The 15,889-nt window shown below is 55.8% G+C and carries 14 protein-coding genes and 1 pseudogene; 2 read left to right on the forward strand and 13 right to left on the reverse strand.

The features are described from left to right. Positions 1-103: 103 nt before the first annotated feature. From nrdG to GA0061071_RS23830, 6 genes are all read right to left on the reverse strand, one after another. On the reverse strand, positions 104-568 hold the full coding sequence (nrdG, locus tag GA0061071_RS04420; protein WP_061498254.1) for an anaerobic ribonucleoside-triphosphate reductase-activating protein: 465 nt from the start codon (positions 566-568) through the stop codon (positions 104-106). 178 nt (positions 569-746) lie between these two features. Then, on the reverse strand, positions 747-2,882 hold the full coding sequence (gene nrdD / locus GA0061071_RS04425; protein WP_061498251.1) for an anaerobic ribonucleoside-triphosphate reductase: 2,136 nt from the start codon (positions 2,880-2,882) through the stop codon (positions 747-749). 379 nt (positions 2,883-3,261) lie between these two features. Continuing rightward, on the reverse strand, positions 3,262-4,917 hold the full coding sequence (gene treC / locus GA0061071_RS04430) for an alpha,alpha-phosphotrehalase (protein WP_088237290.1): 1,656 nt from the start codon (positions 4,915-4,917) through the stop codon (positions 3,262-3,264). A 46-nt stretch (positions 4,918-4,963) separates the two neighbouring features. Further along, positions 4,964-6,382, reverse strand: a complete 1,419-nt coding sequence (gene treB / locus GA0061071_RS04435) for a PTS trehalose transporter subunit IIBC (protein WP_061498232.1) — start codon at positions 6,380-6,382, stop codon at positions 4,964-4,966. A gap of 127 nt (positions 6,383-6,509) precedes the next feature. Continuing rightward, positions 6,510-7,457, reverse strand: coding sequence for a trehalose operon repressor TreR (gene treR, locus GA0061071_RS04440; protein ID WP_088237291.1), 948 nt, complete (start codon positions 7,455-7,457; stop codon positions 6,510-6,512). Positions 7,458-7,635: 178 nt separating this feature from the next. Next, positions 7,636-7,758: a hypothetical protein gene (locus tag GA0061071_RS23830; protein WP_271044622.1), complete on the reverse strand. Its 123-nt coding sequence runs from the start codon at positions 7,756-7,758 to the stop codon at positions 7,636-7,638. Positions 7,759-7,853: 95 nt separating this feature from the next. On the opposite strand from GA0061071_RS23830, the gene mgtA reads away from it, so the two are divergent. Then, complete coding sequence (mgtA, locus tag GA0061071_RS04445) at positions 7,854-10,562, forward strand: magnesium-translocating P-type ATPase (RefSeq protein ID WP_088237292.1); 2,709 nt, start codon at positions 7,854-7,856, stop codon at positions 10,560-10,562. A 96-nt stretch (positions 10,563-10,658) separates the two neighbouring features. Here the strand turns inward: mgtA and ridA are convergent, their stop codons facing one another. From ridA to pyrL, 4 genes and pseudogenes are all read right to left on the reverse strand, one after another. Next, positions 10,659-11,045 (reverse strand): 2-iminobutanoate/2-iminopropanoate deaminase, encoded by a 387-nt coding sequence (ridA, locus tag GA0061071_RS04450; protein ID WP_061498224.1) that lies wholly within the window; start codon positions 11,043-11,045, stop codon positions 10,659-10,661. Between the two features lie 74 nt (positions 11,046-11,119). After that, complete coding sequence (gene pyrI / locus GA0061071_RS04455) at positions 11,120-11,581, reverse strand: aspartate carbamoyltransferase regulatory subunit (protein ID WP_061498221.1); 462 nt, start codon at positions 11,579-11,581, stop codon at positions 11,120-11,122. 13 nt (positions 11,582-11,594) lie between these two features. Then, positions 11,595-12,530, reverse strand: coding sequence for an aspartate carbamoyltransferase (pyrB, locus tag GA0061071_RS04460; RefSeq protein WP_061498218.1), 936 nt, complete (start codon positions 12,528-12,530; stop codon positions 11,595-11,597). 35 nt (positions 12,531-12,565) lie between these two features. Beyond that, positions 12,566-12,669 (reverse strand): annotated as a pseudogene (pyrL, locus tag GA0061071_RS04465) (pyr operon leader peptide). Between pyrL and GA0061071_RS04470 the strand changes: the two are divergent. Next, positions 12,649-12,765 (forward strand): hypothetical protein, encoded by a 117-nt coding sequence (locus tag GA0061071_RS04470; protein WP_088237430.1) that lies wholly within the window; start codon positions 12,649-12,651, stop codon positions 12,763-12,765. The pseudogene pyrL and the gene GA0061071_RS04470 sit on opposite strands and share 21 nt — an antisense overlap. Here the strand turns inward: GA0061071_RS04470 and GA0061071_RS04475 are convergent. The 3 genes from GA0061071_RS04475 to argF all read right to left on the reverse strand — a co-directional run bounded on the left by GA0061071_RS04475 (position 12,739) and on the right by argF (position 15,779). Continuing rightward, on the reverse strand, positions 12,739-13,248 hold the full coding sequence (locus GA0061071_RS04475) for an arginine repressor (RefSeq protein WP_061498215.1): 510 nt from the start codon (positions 13,246-13,248) through the stop codon (positions 12,739-12,741). The genes GA0061071_RS04470 and GA0061071_RS04475 overlap by 27 nt on opposite strands. Positions 13,249-13,323: 75 nt before the next feature. Beyond that, on the reverse strand, positions 13,324-14,727 hold the full coding sequence (locus GA0061071_RS04480; protein WP_088237293.1) for a YfcC family protein: 1,404 nt from the start codon (positions 14,725-14,727) through the stop codon (positions 13,324-13,326). Between the two features lie 47 nt (positions 14,728-14,774). Further along, a complete protein-coding gene (argF, locus tag GA0061071_RS04485; protein ID WP_061498209.1) occupies positions 14,775-15,779 on the reverse strand; it encodes an ornithine carbamoyltransferase in 1,005 nt (334 codons plus the stop codon). Between the last annotated feature and the right edge of the window lie 110 nt (positions 15,780-15,889).

Genomic DNA, 15,889 nt, shown 5'->3' on the forward strand with positions numbered 1-15,889 from the left:
GTGTACACGCAACTGGCGTGACGGTTTGGTTTTTGCTGTAGCGGTGGGCAAACGAGAAAACGCGGCCGCTTACCGGAATGCCAGCAAGCGGCTGCCGCGCTGTTTAGCGCAAGTGATGGACGACCTGGTTGCTGCTGCCTCGCCAGATCAGCATCGGGTCTTTCAAATCCTGGACAAATTTTCCGTCCACCAACACGTTGATCTGTGCGACTACTTCACGCTGTGCGGCGTCGAGTTCGTCCATCTTGTAGCCCGTCCAGACCCAGATATCCTTACCGGGGCATTCGGCGCGAATGCGGGTGACCAGTTTTAAAATATCCGGCACGTTTTGCGGGTGCAGTGGATCGCCGCCGGAGAGTGAAATCCCCTGCCGTTTAATGCGGGTGTCGTTGAGATCCGCGATTATGCGCTCTTCCATTTCGGCCGTGAACGGCACGCCGGAGTTCAGCCGCCAGGTGCTTTTGTTGTAACAGCCGGGGCATTCATGCACGCAGCCGGCGACGAACAGTGTGCAGCGGGTGCCGGGACCGTTGACAATGTCGACTGGGTAATATTGGTGATAATTCATTTTCGCATCTCATCCGCTTATCAATTGACGCCATCGCTGCGTTGGCTGCTTGCGCGCGCCCGGGTCACTTACTGATGTAAACTCCCCGGGACACACGCAATTGTCGCCTTGTTCTGACGTCAATTGCGTTGCGGATATATAGCAGATTGATAGCGCAGTGCCATCGGGCAAATAGACGTTAACCCATCTGCCCGTTGCCGAGGTGTTTGACGCGGCGTTTCACTTCTTCCTGCTTCCCGGCGTTAAACGGACGTGCGTCCGGGCTGCCAAGATAACCGCATACCCGACGGGTCACCGACACGCGGGTGGCATCGTGGTTGCCGCATTTCGGGCAGGTGAAGCCTTTACTGGTGCACTCAAACTCACCGGTAAAACCGCACTCGTAACACTCATCAATAGGCGTGTTGGTGCCGTAATACGGCACATGCTGGTAGCTGTAATCCCAGACATCTTCCAGTGCACGCAGGTTGTGCTGAATATTCGGGTATTCGCCATAACAAATGAAGCCCCCGCTGGCTAACGGCGGGTACGGCGCTTCGAAATCGATTTTGTCGTACGGGTTAACCTTTTTCTCAACGTCGAGATGGAAGCTGTTGGTGTAGTAACCTTTGTCTGTTACGCCTTCCACCACGCCAAATTCGGCGGTATCGATACGGCAGAAACGGTCGCACAGGTTTTCGCTCGGCGTGCTGTACAGGCTAAAGCCGTAACCCGTCTCTTCTTTCCACTCATCCACCGCTTTACGCAAGCGTTCAACAATTGCCACGCCTTTGGCACGCAGGGCTTCGCTGTCATAAATATGTTTATTGCCGAACAGCGCGTTAATGGTTTCGTGAATCCCGATATAACCCAGCGAAATAGAGGCGCGACCGTTTTTGAAGATCGGTGCGATATCGTCGTCCGCTTTCAGGCGCACGCCGCAGGCACCTTCCATATACAGAATGGGGGCCACGCGCGCTTTCACGCCTTCCAGGCGGGCAATACGCGTCATCAGCGCTTTGCGCGCCAATTGCAGACGGCTGTCCAGCAGTTTCCAGAACACGTCTTCATTGCCTTTCGCTTCCAGCGCAATGCGCGGCAGGTTAAGGCTGATCACGCCCAGGTTGTTACGCCCATCGTGGATCTGCTCACCGTTCTCTTCATACACGCCCAGGAAGCTGCGGCAGCCCATCGGGGTTTTGAACGAGCCAGTGACTTTGACCACCTGATCGTAGTTCAGGATGTCCGGGTACATACGTTTGCTGGCGCACTCCAGCGCAAGCTGTTTGATGTCGTAGTTCGGATCGTCGAACTTGTGGTTCAGACCATCGCGAATCGCGAAAACCAGTTTCGGGAACACGGCGGTTTTGCGGTTTTTACCCAGACCGGCAATACGATTGCGGAGGATTGATTGCTGGATCAGGCGTGACTCCCAACTGGTGCCCAGGCCAAAACCGAAGGTGACGAACGGGGTCTGGCCGTTGGCGGTATGCAGCGTGTTGACTTCATATTCCAGCGACTGGAAGGCATCGTAACACTCTTTTTCGGTGCGGCTGTGGGCATAACCATCGGCATCCGGAATATTCCATTCGGTCGCCACTTTGCGATGTTTTTCGAAGCTGGCGGTCACGAACGGTGCCAGGACTTCATCAATACGGTTAATTGTCGTGCCGCCATAGATGTGGCTGGCGACCTGCGCGATGATCTGCGCAGTAACGGCGGTGGCGGTAGAAATCGATTTTGGCGGCTCGATTTCGGCATTGCCCATTTTAAACCCGTGCGTCAACATGCCTTTCAGATCGATCAGCATACAGTTGAACATCGGGAAGAACGGGGAGTAATCGAGATCGTGATAGTGGATCTCGCCGCGCTCGTGTGCCAGTACCACATCTCGCGGTAGCAGATGCTGACGGGCATAGTGTTTGGCCACGATACCCGCCAGCAGATCGCGTTGGGTGGGGATCACTTTACTGTCTTTGTTGGCGTTCTCGTTGAGCAGTGCTGAGTTGGTCTGCTCAACCAGCCCGCGAATATCCTGGTTCAGGCGGCCGCGTTTTTCCCGCGCGATATCGCGGTCATGGCGGTATTCAATATAGGCGCGCGCCAGTTGTTTATGCGGCCCGGACATAAGCTGGTTTTCGACGGCTGTCTGAATCTCGCTGATATCAACCTGCGAGCGGCCCTGCATCTGGTTGCTGATAACTTCTGCGACGGTGGCGCAATAGTCTGCGTCATCGACTCCCGCTGCTTTAGCTGCACGCAAAATCGCTTCTTTGATGCGCTCTGATTTGAAAGGGACTTTACAGCCATCTCGTTTCATCACATGCGGTGTCATGATCACTCCATTTTAGAAAACAGGTTATCCACAATAAAGGACGCGCTGACTGGCTGATTATTCATTACTAAAACCAATGGGTTCGTCCCGTTTCGGCCCGCGTTATCCACAGCATGCATTGCTGTCCAGGCGGTATGCTTGTGTAGATCGTAGTCGATTAATACAACATATAGGGCCGGCGTGCATTCTAATTTCTATATATAGTGATTTGCATCAAACATGTTTACGTTTTTATTGACTCAGAACAAAGTAAAAATCTGATAGCACAGAGGACGGGCGACCTGGCGGAGTGTAAATTTTTCAATTCTCATTTTGACTAAAAATTCAACAAAAACAGCAGGTTTATGCCTGCTGTTTTTCTGTGCGAAGGGACAAAAAATTACTCTTGCAGCCACCATACGGCTTCAAATGGCCGTAACGTCATGTCGACGGGACGGGAAGCGGTTTCGGCATAGTTACTTATCAGTACCCGCCAGTCGCCTGGCAAGGCACCGGGCCGCCATGACTGGCATTCATCGCTGAGATTGGCGATAACCAGTAGCGTCTGTCCTTGCCACTGGCGGCGATAACACCATAAATTTGCGTGTGCAGGCAGGAGATCCTGGTAATCCCCCCACGTTAACAACGGCAGGGTTTTACGCAGACGGATCAAAGTCTGATAGGTATAAAATACCGAATCTGCATCGCTGACGGCATTTTCCGCATTGATTTCCCGATAGTTATCACAAAGCCCGATCCACGGATCGCCGGTGGTGAAACCGGCATTTTTGCGGGCCGTCCACTGCATCGGTGTGCGGCTGTTGTCGCGAGATTTACTGGCAAGTATCGCCAGCAATTCATCGGGTTCACGCCCGGCAGTGCGTAACCCGGCAAACATATTGAGGCTTTCCACATCGCGGTAATCGGTAATGCGGGAAAAGTGCGGATTGGTCATGCCAATCTCTTCACCCTGGTAGATATACGGCGTGCCTTGCATACCGTGCAGCACCATGGCCAGCATTTTAGCCGATGGCACGCGCAAGGCCCCCTCATCGCCAAAGCGCGACACAATGCGCGGCTGATCGTGGTTACACCAGAACAGCGCGTTCCACGCAACGTTGTGCATCCCTTGTTGCCAGTGGCGGAACAGGGCTTTCAGCGCGCCATAATCGGGGCGCGCCAGCGTCCATTTTTCCCCGTTGGGGTAGTCCACTTTCAGATGATGAAAGTTAAAGGTCATCGACAGTTCGCGGCCATCCAGCGCCGCATAACGCTGGCAATGATCCAGTGATGTGGAGGACATTTCTCCGACCGTCATCAGCGCGCGCGGCTGAAAGACTTCCCGGCTCATCTCCTGCAAAAAAGCGTGAGCGCGCGGGCCATCGGTATAAAAACGGCGGCCATCGCCCTGCTCATCGTCGGGGAAATCCTGCGCTTTGGAGATCAGATTCACCACATCCAGACGTAAACCGTCAACACCGCGATCTGCCCAGAACGTGCAGACTTTTTTCAGTTCATTGCGTACCGCCGGGTTTTCCCAGTTGAGATCCGCCTGTTCCGGGGCAAAAAGATGCAGGTAGTACTGACCGCTTTGACTGTGCCAGCGCCACGCGCCGCCGCCGAATTTTGAGCGCCAGTTATTGGGCGGCGTTTGGGGGACGCCATCACGCCAGATATAAAAAGAGCGGTAAGGGCTCGTGGGATCCTGCGCTGCCTGGAACCAGGGGTGCTGCGTTGAGGTGTGGTTAAACACCATATCCAGCACCAGACGAATCCCGCGTTGATGAGCCTGCGCCACCAGTTCGTCAAAATCGTCCAGCGTGCCGTACAGAGGGTCAATGGCGGTGTAATTCGCCACGTCATAACCATTATCCACCTGCGGCGAAATATAAAACGGCGTCAGCCAGATGGCGTCTACACCGAGGGTTTGCAGATAGTCGAGTCGGGTGATGACGCCGCGCAAATCACCGGTGCCGTTGCCGGTCGTGTCCTGAAAGCTTTTGGGGTAGATCTGATAAATAACGCCGTTTTGCCACCAGTGGGGAAGGGTATTCATAACAATGTCCTGCGAAAAGGAAGGGGGCGCAACGGCGCCCCAAAAATTACACAATCTGCAATGTGCCGTGACGGAACTTACGCTGATAAATAAAGGAGGTCAGCGCCATGGGGATCATCACTGCGATAGCCATCGCCAGGGCGAAGACTTGCCAGAATGTCGGCTGAATAGAGAGGATCCCTGGTAAACCGCCGACGCCGATGCCATTCGCCATCACGCCATTCAGGCCGCACAGCAGCCCGGCGAGGCCGGAACCGATCATCGCGCACAGCATCGGGAAGCGGTATTTCAGGTTGATACCGTACATTGCCGGTTCCGTGACCCCCAGATAGGCGGAGATGGCGGCAGGAACGGAGATCTCGCGTTCATTCTGTTTACGGCTGGAAATAATGATGCCGACCACCGCCGAGGCTTGCGCAATATTGGAGAGGGCAATCAGCGGCCAGACTGGCGTTCCGCCCATGCTCTGGATCATCTGCATATCGATTGCCAGTGTGGTCTGGTGCACACCCGTGATCACCAGCGGCGCATAGAGGAAGCCAAACAGTGCCGCGCCGATAGGCGCAAAACTGCCGGTCATCAGATGACGCACGGCAAAGGCCACGCCATCACCAATCAGGCGACCAAACGGGCCAATCAAGGCGTGTGCAAGGAAGACGGCCAGGATCAGCGAACAGACCGGCACCACCACCAGATAGAGGTAATCCGGCACCAGACGTTTTAAACGGGTTTCGATCACGCCCAGCGCCAGCCCGGCCAGCAATGCCGGGATTACCTGCGCCTGATAACCCACTTTGGCGATGGTAAACAGGCCGAAGTTCCACACTTCCGGCGTTTGTGAGCCCAGCAGGTAGGCGTTCATTAACTGCGGGGAAACCAGCGTTACGCCCAGAACGATACCGAGGATCGGCGTGCCGCCCATTTTGCGTACCGCAGACCAGCAAATACCCACAGGCAGATAGAAGAAGATGGCTTCGCCAATTAACCACAGGAAGTCATAAATCGTCTTCAGCGCGGGTGACATCTGCGCCAGTGTCTGCCCGTTGCTCATGGGCACATCGCCAATCACGTTGCGAAAGCCAAGGATCAAACCGCCGCTGATCAGCGCAGGCAGCAGCGGAAAGAAGATCTCCGCGAAGTGCGAGATCAGGCGTTCGTGCCACTTCATATTCTGCCGTGCCGCCAGTTTAGCCTGCTCTTTATCGGCGTGGGCCAGCCCGGTGGCGACACGCAGCGCCTGATAGTAGTCGCCAACGTCGGTGCCGATCACCACCTGGAATTGCCCGGCGTTGGTGAAACAGCCTTTGACCATGGGTAACTGCTCAATAGCCTTCGGATCGGCAGCTGCCGGGTTGTTCAATACAAAGCGCAACCGCGTAATGCAGTGGCTGACGGTGGCGATGTTTTCCCGTCCGCCGACCCGCGCGATCAGTTGCTCGATGTCTGTTTGATTTACTTTGCTCATCATGGTGCCTCTGGGGGAGAAATGATGCGTAATGACCGGAGCAAAGCGTAACCGCGGGCAAAAAAATTGAAAATGGGAACGTTCCCGAAATTGGGCGAGGATCACAATAAACCGTTGGGAGGGGGGATCACACCAGGTGGGCGGGGATCACAATCTGTCGCGGATCAACGCGACCATTTACCTGATCGATCAACTGTGCGGCGGCCTTACGACCGGCTTCGGCATAGCCGGGATCGACGGTGATAATCTCCGGGTGCAGGAATTTCATTAACGGTGTGTTACCGACGCTGGCGAGTTGCAGGTTGTTGATGCGCTGCTCCTGCAGATATTTGCTGGCACCGAGTGCAAGGGTGTCTGTCGCGCAGAGCAGGGCGGTGGTCTGTGCGGTCAGCACGTGCGCCACATGTTCGTAACCCTGCTTCATGGCGAGGCCTGGCAGCACGGACAGCGGCTCCAGCTGATGCGTTTTACAAAACGCCAGGTACGCGTCGTGGCGGCGTTTGCCGGTGGTGATGTCGCTGTGCGGTACACCGATAAAGCTGATATGACGATGCCCCTGCGCGTAGAGGTTCTCCATCAAGAGCTGAATAGCGCCTTCATCGTCATAACAGACGGAGGAAAAACCATCGGCATCGCGCGCCAGCAACACCAGCGAGGATTGCCAGGAGGCGAGCAGGGACTCTGTGACGCCGGTAAAACCGAACAGCACCACACCGTCGATATTGCGGCGGCTGAGCATCTGCAAATGCTCTTCTACCAGTTCCGGGGAGAACTGGCTCTCCATCATGATCGGATCGTACCCCTGCTCGTAAAACGCTGGCAGCATGGTCTGCACGGCAAGGTTTTCTGACAAGGAATCCAGACGGGAGACGATAATTGCCACCACTTTATCGCTCTGTCCGCGCATGGCGCGCGCCGAACGGGAAGGGGAAAAACCATGCTGATTGACGACGGCCTCAACCCGCTCGCGCGTACGCTGGCTTACGCCGCTTTCATTATTCAGCACGCGGGAGACGGTGGATTTACCCACCCCGCTTAAGCGCGCGATATCTTTAATGGTCAGCCGGTTTTGCATGCGTGAATCCCTCTCCGTTCTCAGGCGGTTTGCAGAATAAAGGAGTTTCGTCCTGGTTCCAACCGATCGGCAATGAGCAAAGTCTGGTTTACACGCTGCGTTGCTGCCTTTCAGCTATATGGATTGTTGTATGTATACGTTTCGTTTAATTCGTCTGCGCTATGATACCGCACTGTAATCATTCACTCTTCACTACCTTACCGGAGGTCAGATGGATCCCGATCCCACCCCTCTCCCGCGACGGAGAAACAACCGGTAAGCCTGCTTTTGCTGCCTTACCGGATGCGTAAGGCAGCGACATTTTTTTTGTCCCTGCCAACCAGATGACACCTGCAGGCGTGGCTTTCCGTGCCTGCAACATAAGCACCCGCGTGATGCGGGGGCAAGGACACTGTTATGCTGAAAAACATTACCCGGCAGCTTTTCGCTCGCCTGAACCGCCATTTACCCCGCCGCCTGGTACAGCGCGATCCGCTGCCTGGCGCGCAACACATTGCGCATGGCGACATCCCCGCCTCATTAAGCGAACGCTGTCTGAACGTTGCCAACATGGAGCCTACGCTGCTGTGGCAAACGTTCGCCAGCCACCCGGAAGGGCTGAACCCGCAGGACGTTGAACTGGCCCGTCAAACGCACGGTGAAAACCTCATTCCGGCGCAGAAACCGTCGCCCTGGTGGGTGCACCTGTGGGTCTGCTATCGCAACCCGTTTAACCTGCTGCTCACCTGCCTGGGGGTGATCTCCTATGCCTCGGAGGATCTGTTTGCCGCCAGTGTGATTGCCTTGATGGTGGCGATATCGACGCTGCTGAATTTCCTGCAAGAGGCGCGCTCCACCAAAGCCGCGGATGCGTTGAAAGCGATGGTGAGCAATACCGCAACGGTATTACGGGTGGTTAATGAGAAAGGCGAAAACGGCTGGTGCGAGATCCCGATCGATCAACTGGTGCCCGGCGATATCGTAAAACTGGCAGCAGGCGACATGATCCCCGCCGATCTGCGTGTGATGCAGGCGCGGGATCTGTTTGTCGCACAGGCCTCGCTGACCGGCGAATCTCTGCCGGTTGAGAAAGTGGCCGCGACGCGTCAGCAAGGGCAACAGAACCCGCTGGAATGCGACACACTGTGCTTTATGGGGACTAACGTCGTAAGCGGGACGGCGCAGGCGATGGTGATCGCCACTGGCGGTCACACCTGGTTCGGCCAACTGGCCGGACGGGTGAGCGAGCAGGAGAGTGAGCCGAACGCTTTCCAGAAAGGCATTGGCCGCGTCAGCATGCTGCTGATTCGCTTTATGATGGTGATGACGCCGATTGTGTTGCTGATCAATGGCTTTACGAAAGGCGACTGGTGGGAAGCTGCGCTGTTTGCCTTGTCCGTTGCTGTGGGTCTGACACCGGAAATGTTGCCGATGATTGTCACCTCAACGCTGGCGCGCGGTGCGGTGAAACTGTCGAAACAGAAAGTGATCGTCAAACATCTGGATGCGATCCAGAACTTCGGCGCGATGGACATCCTCTGCACCGATAAAACCGGCACGCTGACGCAGGATAAAATCGTGCTGGAAAATCATACGGATATCAGCGGCAAAAGCAGTGAACGGGTACTGCATAGCGCCTGGCTGAACAGCCATTACCAGACCGGGCTGAAAAATCTGCTGGATACCGCCGTACTGGAAGGCGTGGATGCGGATGCCGCACAAACGCTGGCCGCCGGCTGGCGCAAGGTGGACGAAATCCCCTTTGATTTCGAACGTCGCCGTATGTCGGTGGTGGTGGCGCAGCAGGCCGATGTGCATCAGCTGATTTGCAAAGGTGCGCTGGCGGAAATCCTCAGCGTCTGCTCCCAGGTGCGTTTTAACGGCGAGATTTTCCCGCTGGATGAGACCATGCTGCGGCGTATTGAACGTGTGACCAGCACCCTGAATCGCCAGGGATTGCGCGTGGTGGCCGTGGCGACGAAATACCTTCCGGCGCGCAGTGGTGATTACCAGCGTGCGGACGAGTCGGATCTGATCCTCGAAGGGTACATCGCTTTCCTTGATCCGCCGAAAGAGACCACGGCACCCGCGCTAAAAGCGCTGAAAGCCAGCGGCATCACTGTCAAAATCCTCACCGGCGACAGTGAGCTGGTGGCGGCGAAAGTGTGCCACGAAGTCGGGTTGGAGGTCGGCGATGCAGTGACCGGCAGTGAGATTGAGCACCTGGACGATGATGCGCTGGCACAACTGGCAAAACGCACGACGCTGTTCGCACGCCTGACGCCGATGCACAAAGAGCGCATTGTTACCCTGCTGAAGCGTGAAGGGCATGTGGTGGGCTTTATGGGCGATGGCATTAACGACGCCCCAGCACTGCGCGCGGCGGATATTGGTATTTCCGTAGATGGTGCGGTGGATATTGCCCGTGAAGCGGCCGATATCATCTTGCTGGAAAAGAGCCTGATGGTACTGGAAGAGGGGGTCATTGAAGGGCGTCGCACCTTCGCCAATATGCTGAAATACATCAAAATGACGGCCAGTTCTAACTTCGGCAACGTCTTCAGCGTGCTGGTAGCGAGCGCGTTCCTGCCGTTTCTGCCCATGCTGCCGTTGCACTTGCTGATCCAGAACCTGCTGTACGATGTGTCGCAGGTGGCGATCCCGTTTGATAACGTTGACGACGAACAGATCGAAAAACCCCAGCGCTGGAATCCCGCCGATCTTGGGCGTTTTATGATCTTCTTTGGCCCGATCAGCTCCATTTTTGACATTCTGACGTTTTGTCTGATGTGGTGGGTCTTTAAAGCCAACGTGCCGGAAGCGCAAACCCTGTTCCAGTCTGGCTGGTTCGTGGAGGGCTTGCTGTCGCAAACGCTGATTGTGCATATGATCCGCACCCGCCGCGTGCCGTTTATTCAGAGCCGTGCGGCCTGGCCGTTAATTGCGATGACGTTGATGGTGATTTGTGTGGGGATTGTGCTGCCATTTTCGCCGCTGGCGGGTTACCTGCAATTGCAGCCGCTGCCGCTCTCTTACTTCCCGTGGCTGGTGGCGATTCTGGCAGGTTACATGACGCTGACACAGTGGGTGAAAGGGTTCTACAGCCGTCGCTACGGTTGGCAGTAATCAAACGTGGTGAGCCTGGTGGCGAACGGCCATCAGGCACCTTTGCTGCGCTTACCCGGCCAGACGCAGGCGTTTTACCGGGTAAGCGCGGGTCGCTTAGCGACGTACCGCGATCGCTTCGATCTCGATTTTTACATCTTTCGGCAGACGCGCCACTTCCACGCAGGAACGGGCCGGGAAGGTTGCGTTGTGCTCGGTAAAGAACGCTTCGTACGTCGCGTTTACCGTCGCGAAATCATTAAGATCTTTCACAAACACGGTGGTTTTGACGATGTCGCCTACTTTCAGACCTGCCGCTTCCACGATAGCTTTCACGTTGTCCAGCGACTGACGCGCTTGCGCGGCAATGTCGTCCGGAACGCTGCCAGTTTTCGGGTCGACCGGGATCTGACCGGAAGTAAGGAGCATATTGCCAAGATCAACAGCCTGTACGTAAGGGCCGATAGCTGCTGGTGCATTTTCCGTCGCGATAACTTTGGTCATAATAGTTCCTGAATGACTACGGTGATAAGGTTCCCCCACATTATAGGGAGGGGGAGGGGCTTTACCAACCGCAATTAGTTCGCCAGCACCACATGGTGCGAGAACTCTTTCTCACAATATTTGCACTTCAGGGCAATATCGTCAGCGCGCTGTTTCACCGCAAAGCTGGATGACACCGGCTCGGCATGGCTGATGCAGTTGCTGTTCGGGCAGACCAGCACGCCCACAATGTGCTCAGGCAAACTGGGGCGCGATTTACCCACCACTTCATAGTCGTCAATGCGGTTTACCGTGGCCTGCGGGGCATACAATGCCAGTTGGTTGACCTGCTCATCGGTCAGAAACGTGTTCTCGATCTTGATCAAATCTTTACGCCCCATCTCGCCGGAGGGCAGATTCAGACCGATAGTGATGCGCTGATCGGTTTCCGTCAGCTTGAACAGCGTCAGCAGTTTAAACCCGATGCGCGCCGGAATATGGTCAATCACGGTGCCGCATTTGATCGCTTCGACCTGCAGTTTATTATCGTGTGTCATTGTCGTGTTCCCCTTACAGTGCCAAATCGCGATTAAGTACCAGCGCCAGCAGCGCCTGGCGGGCGAAAATGCCGTTACCGGCCTGCTGGAAATACCAGGCATGCGGCGTTTTATCCACGTCGGTGGTGATCTCATCAACGCGCGGCAGCGGGTGCAGCACTTTCATATTGCTGCGCGCACTGGTCAAGTCGCTGGCGCGCAGAACGAATTGCGCTTTAACGTTGGCGTATTCCGACGGATCGAGGCGCTCTTTCTGTACGCGGGTCATATACAGAATATCGACTTCCGCCATCACCTCCTCAATGCTGGCGTGTACGCTCCAGGCCATGCCTTTTTCATCGAGCATATCGAGGATGTACTGCGGCATGGCCAGCGCGTCCGGAGCGATAAAGAAGAAACGGTTGCCGCTAAACTTCGCCAACGCCTGCGCCAGCGAGTGCACCGTGCGGCCATATTTCAGGTCGCCGACCATCGCGATATTGATATTTTCCAGCCGGCCCTGGGTTTCCTGAATGGTGAACAGATCGAGCAACGTTTGCGTCGGATGTTGGTTAGCGCCGTCGCCGGCATTCAGCACCGGCACGCCACCGGAGAACTCCGTGGCCAGCCGCGCGGCGCCTTCCTGCGGGTGGCGCATCACAATCGCATCAACATAGGTGCTGATAACCGAAATGGTGTCGGCCAGCGTTTCGCCTTTTTTACCCAGCGATGTGTTGCTGCTGTCTGAAAAGCCCACCACGCTCGCGCCGAGGCGATGCATGGACGTTTCAAACGAGAGACGCGTGCGGGTGGAGGCTTCAAAGAAGCAACTGGCGATCACCTTGTGTTTCAGCAGCTCCGGCTGAGGGGTTGCCTTCAGTCGCGCGGCGGTGGCGAGCACCAGTTCAAGTTCTTCCCGGCTGAGATCGTTTATGGAAATGATATGTTTCTGATATAGCGGATTAGCCATGGTTATCTCCTGACGACTGCGCAAAAAAAAGCCCCTCAATAGAGGGGCTGTGAATAGGATAAGCAACGGGAAAGGAAAACGGCAGGCCTGCGCCCTTTTTCAGACGCGGTAAGACAGTCTGTCGTACACACTGGACCATACTTCCTCCCGGCAAATTGTCCCGGATTATACGCAGCTGTTTTTGCGAATCAAGCGATTGATGCACATTTTACCCATGGCAAACGGTTCTATATGAATAATCATGCGATTTAAGCAGGTATTTAATCTGTTTATGCACCAGCGCAGTGCGTGCGACCTCACGCGGAGCCACCCAGACAATACTGCTTCCCGCCACCACGCCAAGCACCCCGGATAACTGGTGATAATCCAGAATACGCGCCACCGCGCGGCCGTACCCGGCAGCGGTGTGGATAAGGATAAATTCGCTGTTATGCTCCACGCTGACCACCATTTCCGAAATGGAACGGGCGGCGTCGGGCGCGGGGCGCGATTGCGGATTTACCGAATAAATTTTTTGTCCTTTGGCGTTGCGAATTTTGATGACGCCGAGCAACTTCAGCAGGCGGGAAACGGTAGACTGGCTGATACTGTCAAAGCCGTGATACTGAAGGTCACGGCGAATTTCCTCCTGGGAAAGGTAGCTTTTCTCGCTAATCAGACGCTGGCATACCTCCAGCTGTAGCTGCTCTTTCGCAGAATAATCTCCATATTCGTTCATGTTATTTTTCCCATTGATGTTGCCAAACCTGCCGTAAGCCGGATAAGCGACGCGTTATCCGGCATTCATTCACCCTTACAGCAGGGCTCCAAGGCTCAACGCCGCCATGATCAGAACAGTCAGGATCGCCAGCAGCGGCGCCACCCATTTCAGGTAACGCACATATGGAACATGCGCAATCGCCAGACCGCCCATCACCACCGCGGAGGTGGGCGTGACCAGGTTGACGATGCCGGATGCGGATTGATAGGCCGTCACCACCAGGTCGCGGTTGACGTTAGCGAAATCAGCGAGAGGCGCCATGATCGGCATCGTCAGAACCGCCAGCCCGGATGAAGAAGGCACAAGGAACGACAGCACCACTTCCAGCCAGTACATCACGTTGATAAACGCGATGGTGGATAACCCACTGACCATACCCTCGGCACTGTGTAAAATAGTGTGGGTAATCATCCCTTTATCCATGATCACCACAATACCGCGCGCGATACCGATAATCAGTGCGACACCCAGCAGATCCCGTGCGCCGTTGATAAAGGTAGACGTCAGTTCCTCTTCGCTCATTCTGGCGATAAGCCCGATGATAATGGCACTGGCGAGAAACACCGCGGAGATTTCCGCCATCCACCAACCACGCACCGACACGCCATAAATCATGACCGCAAAGGCCACCACGAAGATAAGCAGGATCACTTTGCGCACCGGGGTAAACGCCAGCGTTTCCGCCGATTTATTGCCGAGAAAATACGCGCGATCCTCCTGCTGCTTATCTGCGAGAATCGAGAGCGCCGGGTTGGCTCGCACTTTGCGGGCGTAATGCATCACCCACGCCACGCAAATCATCCAGCCCACGACCAGAATCACCGCGCGCAGCATCATTCCGTGGGTAAAGGGGATCCCGGCGGCGTTGGCGGCGATCACCGTGGCGAAAGGGTTGATGGTGGAACCGAGCGTACCGATCCCCGCGCCGAGCAGGATCGTTGATGCGGCGACCAGTGGATCGAACCCGGCGGCCAGCATTACCGGCACCAGCAAGGTGTAGAACGGCAGGGACTCTTCCGCCATGCCATAAATGGTGCCGCCCGCGGCAAACAGCGCCATCAGGATCGGGATCATCCACTCTTCTCGCCCGCGTAGTCGCGTAGTGACGCGTTCAATACCCGCGTCGATCGCGCCGGTTTTGGTGACGATGCCAAGAAAGCCGCCGATGATCAGAATAAACAGCGCCACATCAATAGCACCCGCCTGGCCGCTCACCGGATCGTACAGGCCACTGATGGGGGCCATAATCACCGAAATAAGCCCCTGCGGGTGGGAGGCGACGTGGGCATAGGTACCGGCTATCGGCACCTCTTTGCCCAGAGCCGGATTGAGTGTCATTTGGTATTGACCGGCGGGGATCACCCAGCTCAGGGCGGCAACCACGGCGATCAGGAAAAAGAGAATGGTGTAAGCGGAAGGAAATTTGAACTTGCCCATGATGTTCTCCGTTACCCCGGCGCACCCTCGGCACGCCGGGGGAGTCGTTAGTCGCCGAGTGTCGCCACCATAACCGCCTTAATGGTGTGCATCCGGTTTTCTGCTTCGTCAAAGACGATAGAGTTGGCGGATTCGAAGACCTCTTCCGTGACTTCCAATCCTTTCAGGCCATAGGCCATCTCGATTTCGCTACCGACTTTGGTGTGCTCGTTATGGAAGGCGGGCAGACAGTGCATGAATTTGACATGCGGGTTGCCCGTGGCTTTCACGACCGCAGCGTTAACCTGATAGGGTTTCATCAGGCTGACGCGTTCTGACCAGGCTTCTTTCGGCTCGCCCATTGATACCCACACGTCTGTGTAGAGGAAATCGACACCGTGTACACCTTCGTCTACATCATCGGTGAGCGTGATGCGTGCTCCGGTTTGTTTAGCAATGTCGCGACAGCGGGCAACCAGTGTCTCTTCCGGCCAGAATGATTTTGGCGCGACCAGACGGATATCCATCCCCATTTTCGCTGCACCCACCATCAATGAGTTGCCCATGTTATTGCGTGCATCACCCAGATAGGCAAAGCTCAGGTCCGGCAGGGTTTTCCCTGGCGCATGCTCCAGCATGGTCATCAAATCCGCGAGGATCTGCGTGGGGTGAAACTCGTTGGTCAGCCCGTTCCAGACCGGCACGCCAGCGTACTGGCCCAGCTCCTCGACGATATCCTGCCCATAACCACGGTATTCGATACCGTCATACATACGGCCCAGTACACGCGCGGTGTCTTTCATCGACTCTTTGTGACCAATTTGCGAACCGCTTGGCCCGAGGTATGTTACCTGCGCCCCCTGGTCGAACGCGCCGACTTCAAATGCGCAGCGGGTGCGGGTGGAGGTTTTTTCAAAAATCAGTGCGATGTTTTTACCCACCAGCGTTTTCTTCTCGCGCCCGGCTTTTTTGTCGGCTTTCAGGGTGATTGCCAGATCGATCAGGTACTGGATTTCCGCCGGGGTGTAGTCCAGCAGTTTGAGAAAATTGCGGTTTTTCAGGTTGATAGTCATTGGGTAATCCTTTTTAAATGAAAGCGTTGTAGCCCCTCACCCTAACCCTCTCCCCTGAGGGGAGAGGGGACCGGTCCCGTTTCCTCTTCTCCATAGGGAGGTGAGGCGAG

This window comes from Kosakonia oryzendophytica (assembly GCF_900094925.1).
GTDB classification, from domain to species: Bacteria; Pseudomonadota; Gammaproteobacteria; order Enterobacterales; family Enterobacteriaceae; genus Kosakonia; species Kosakonia oryzendophytica.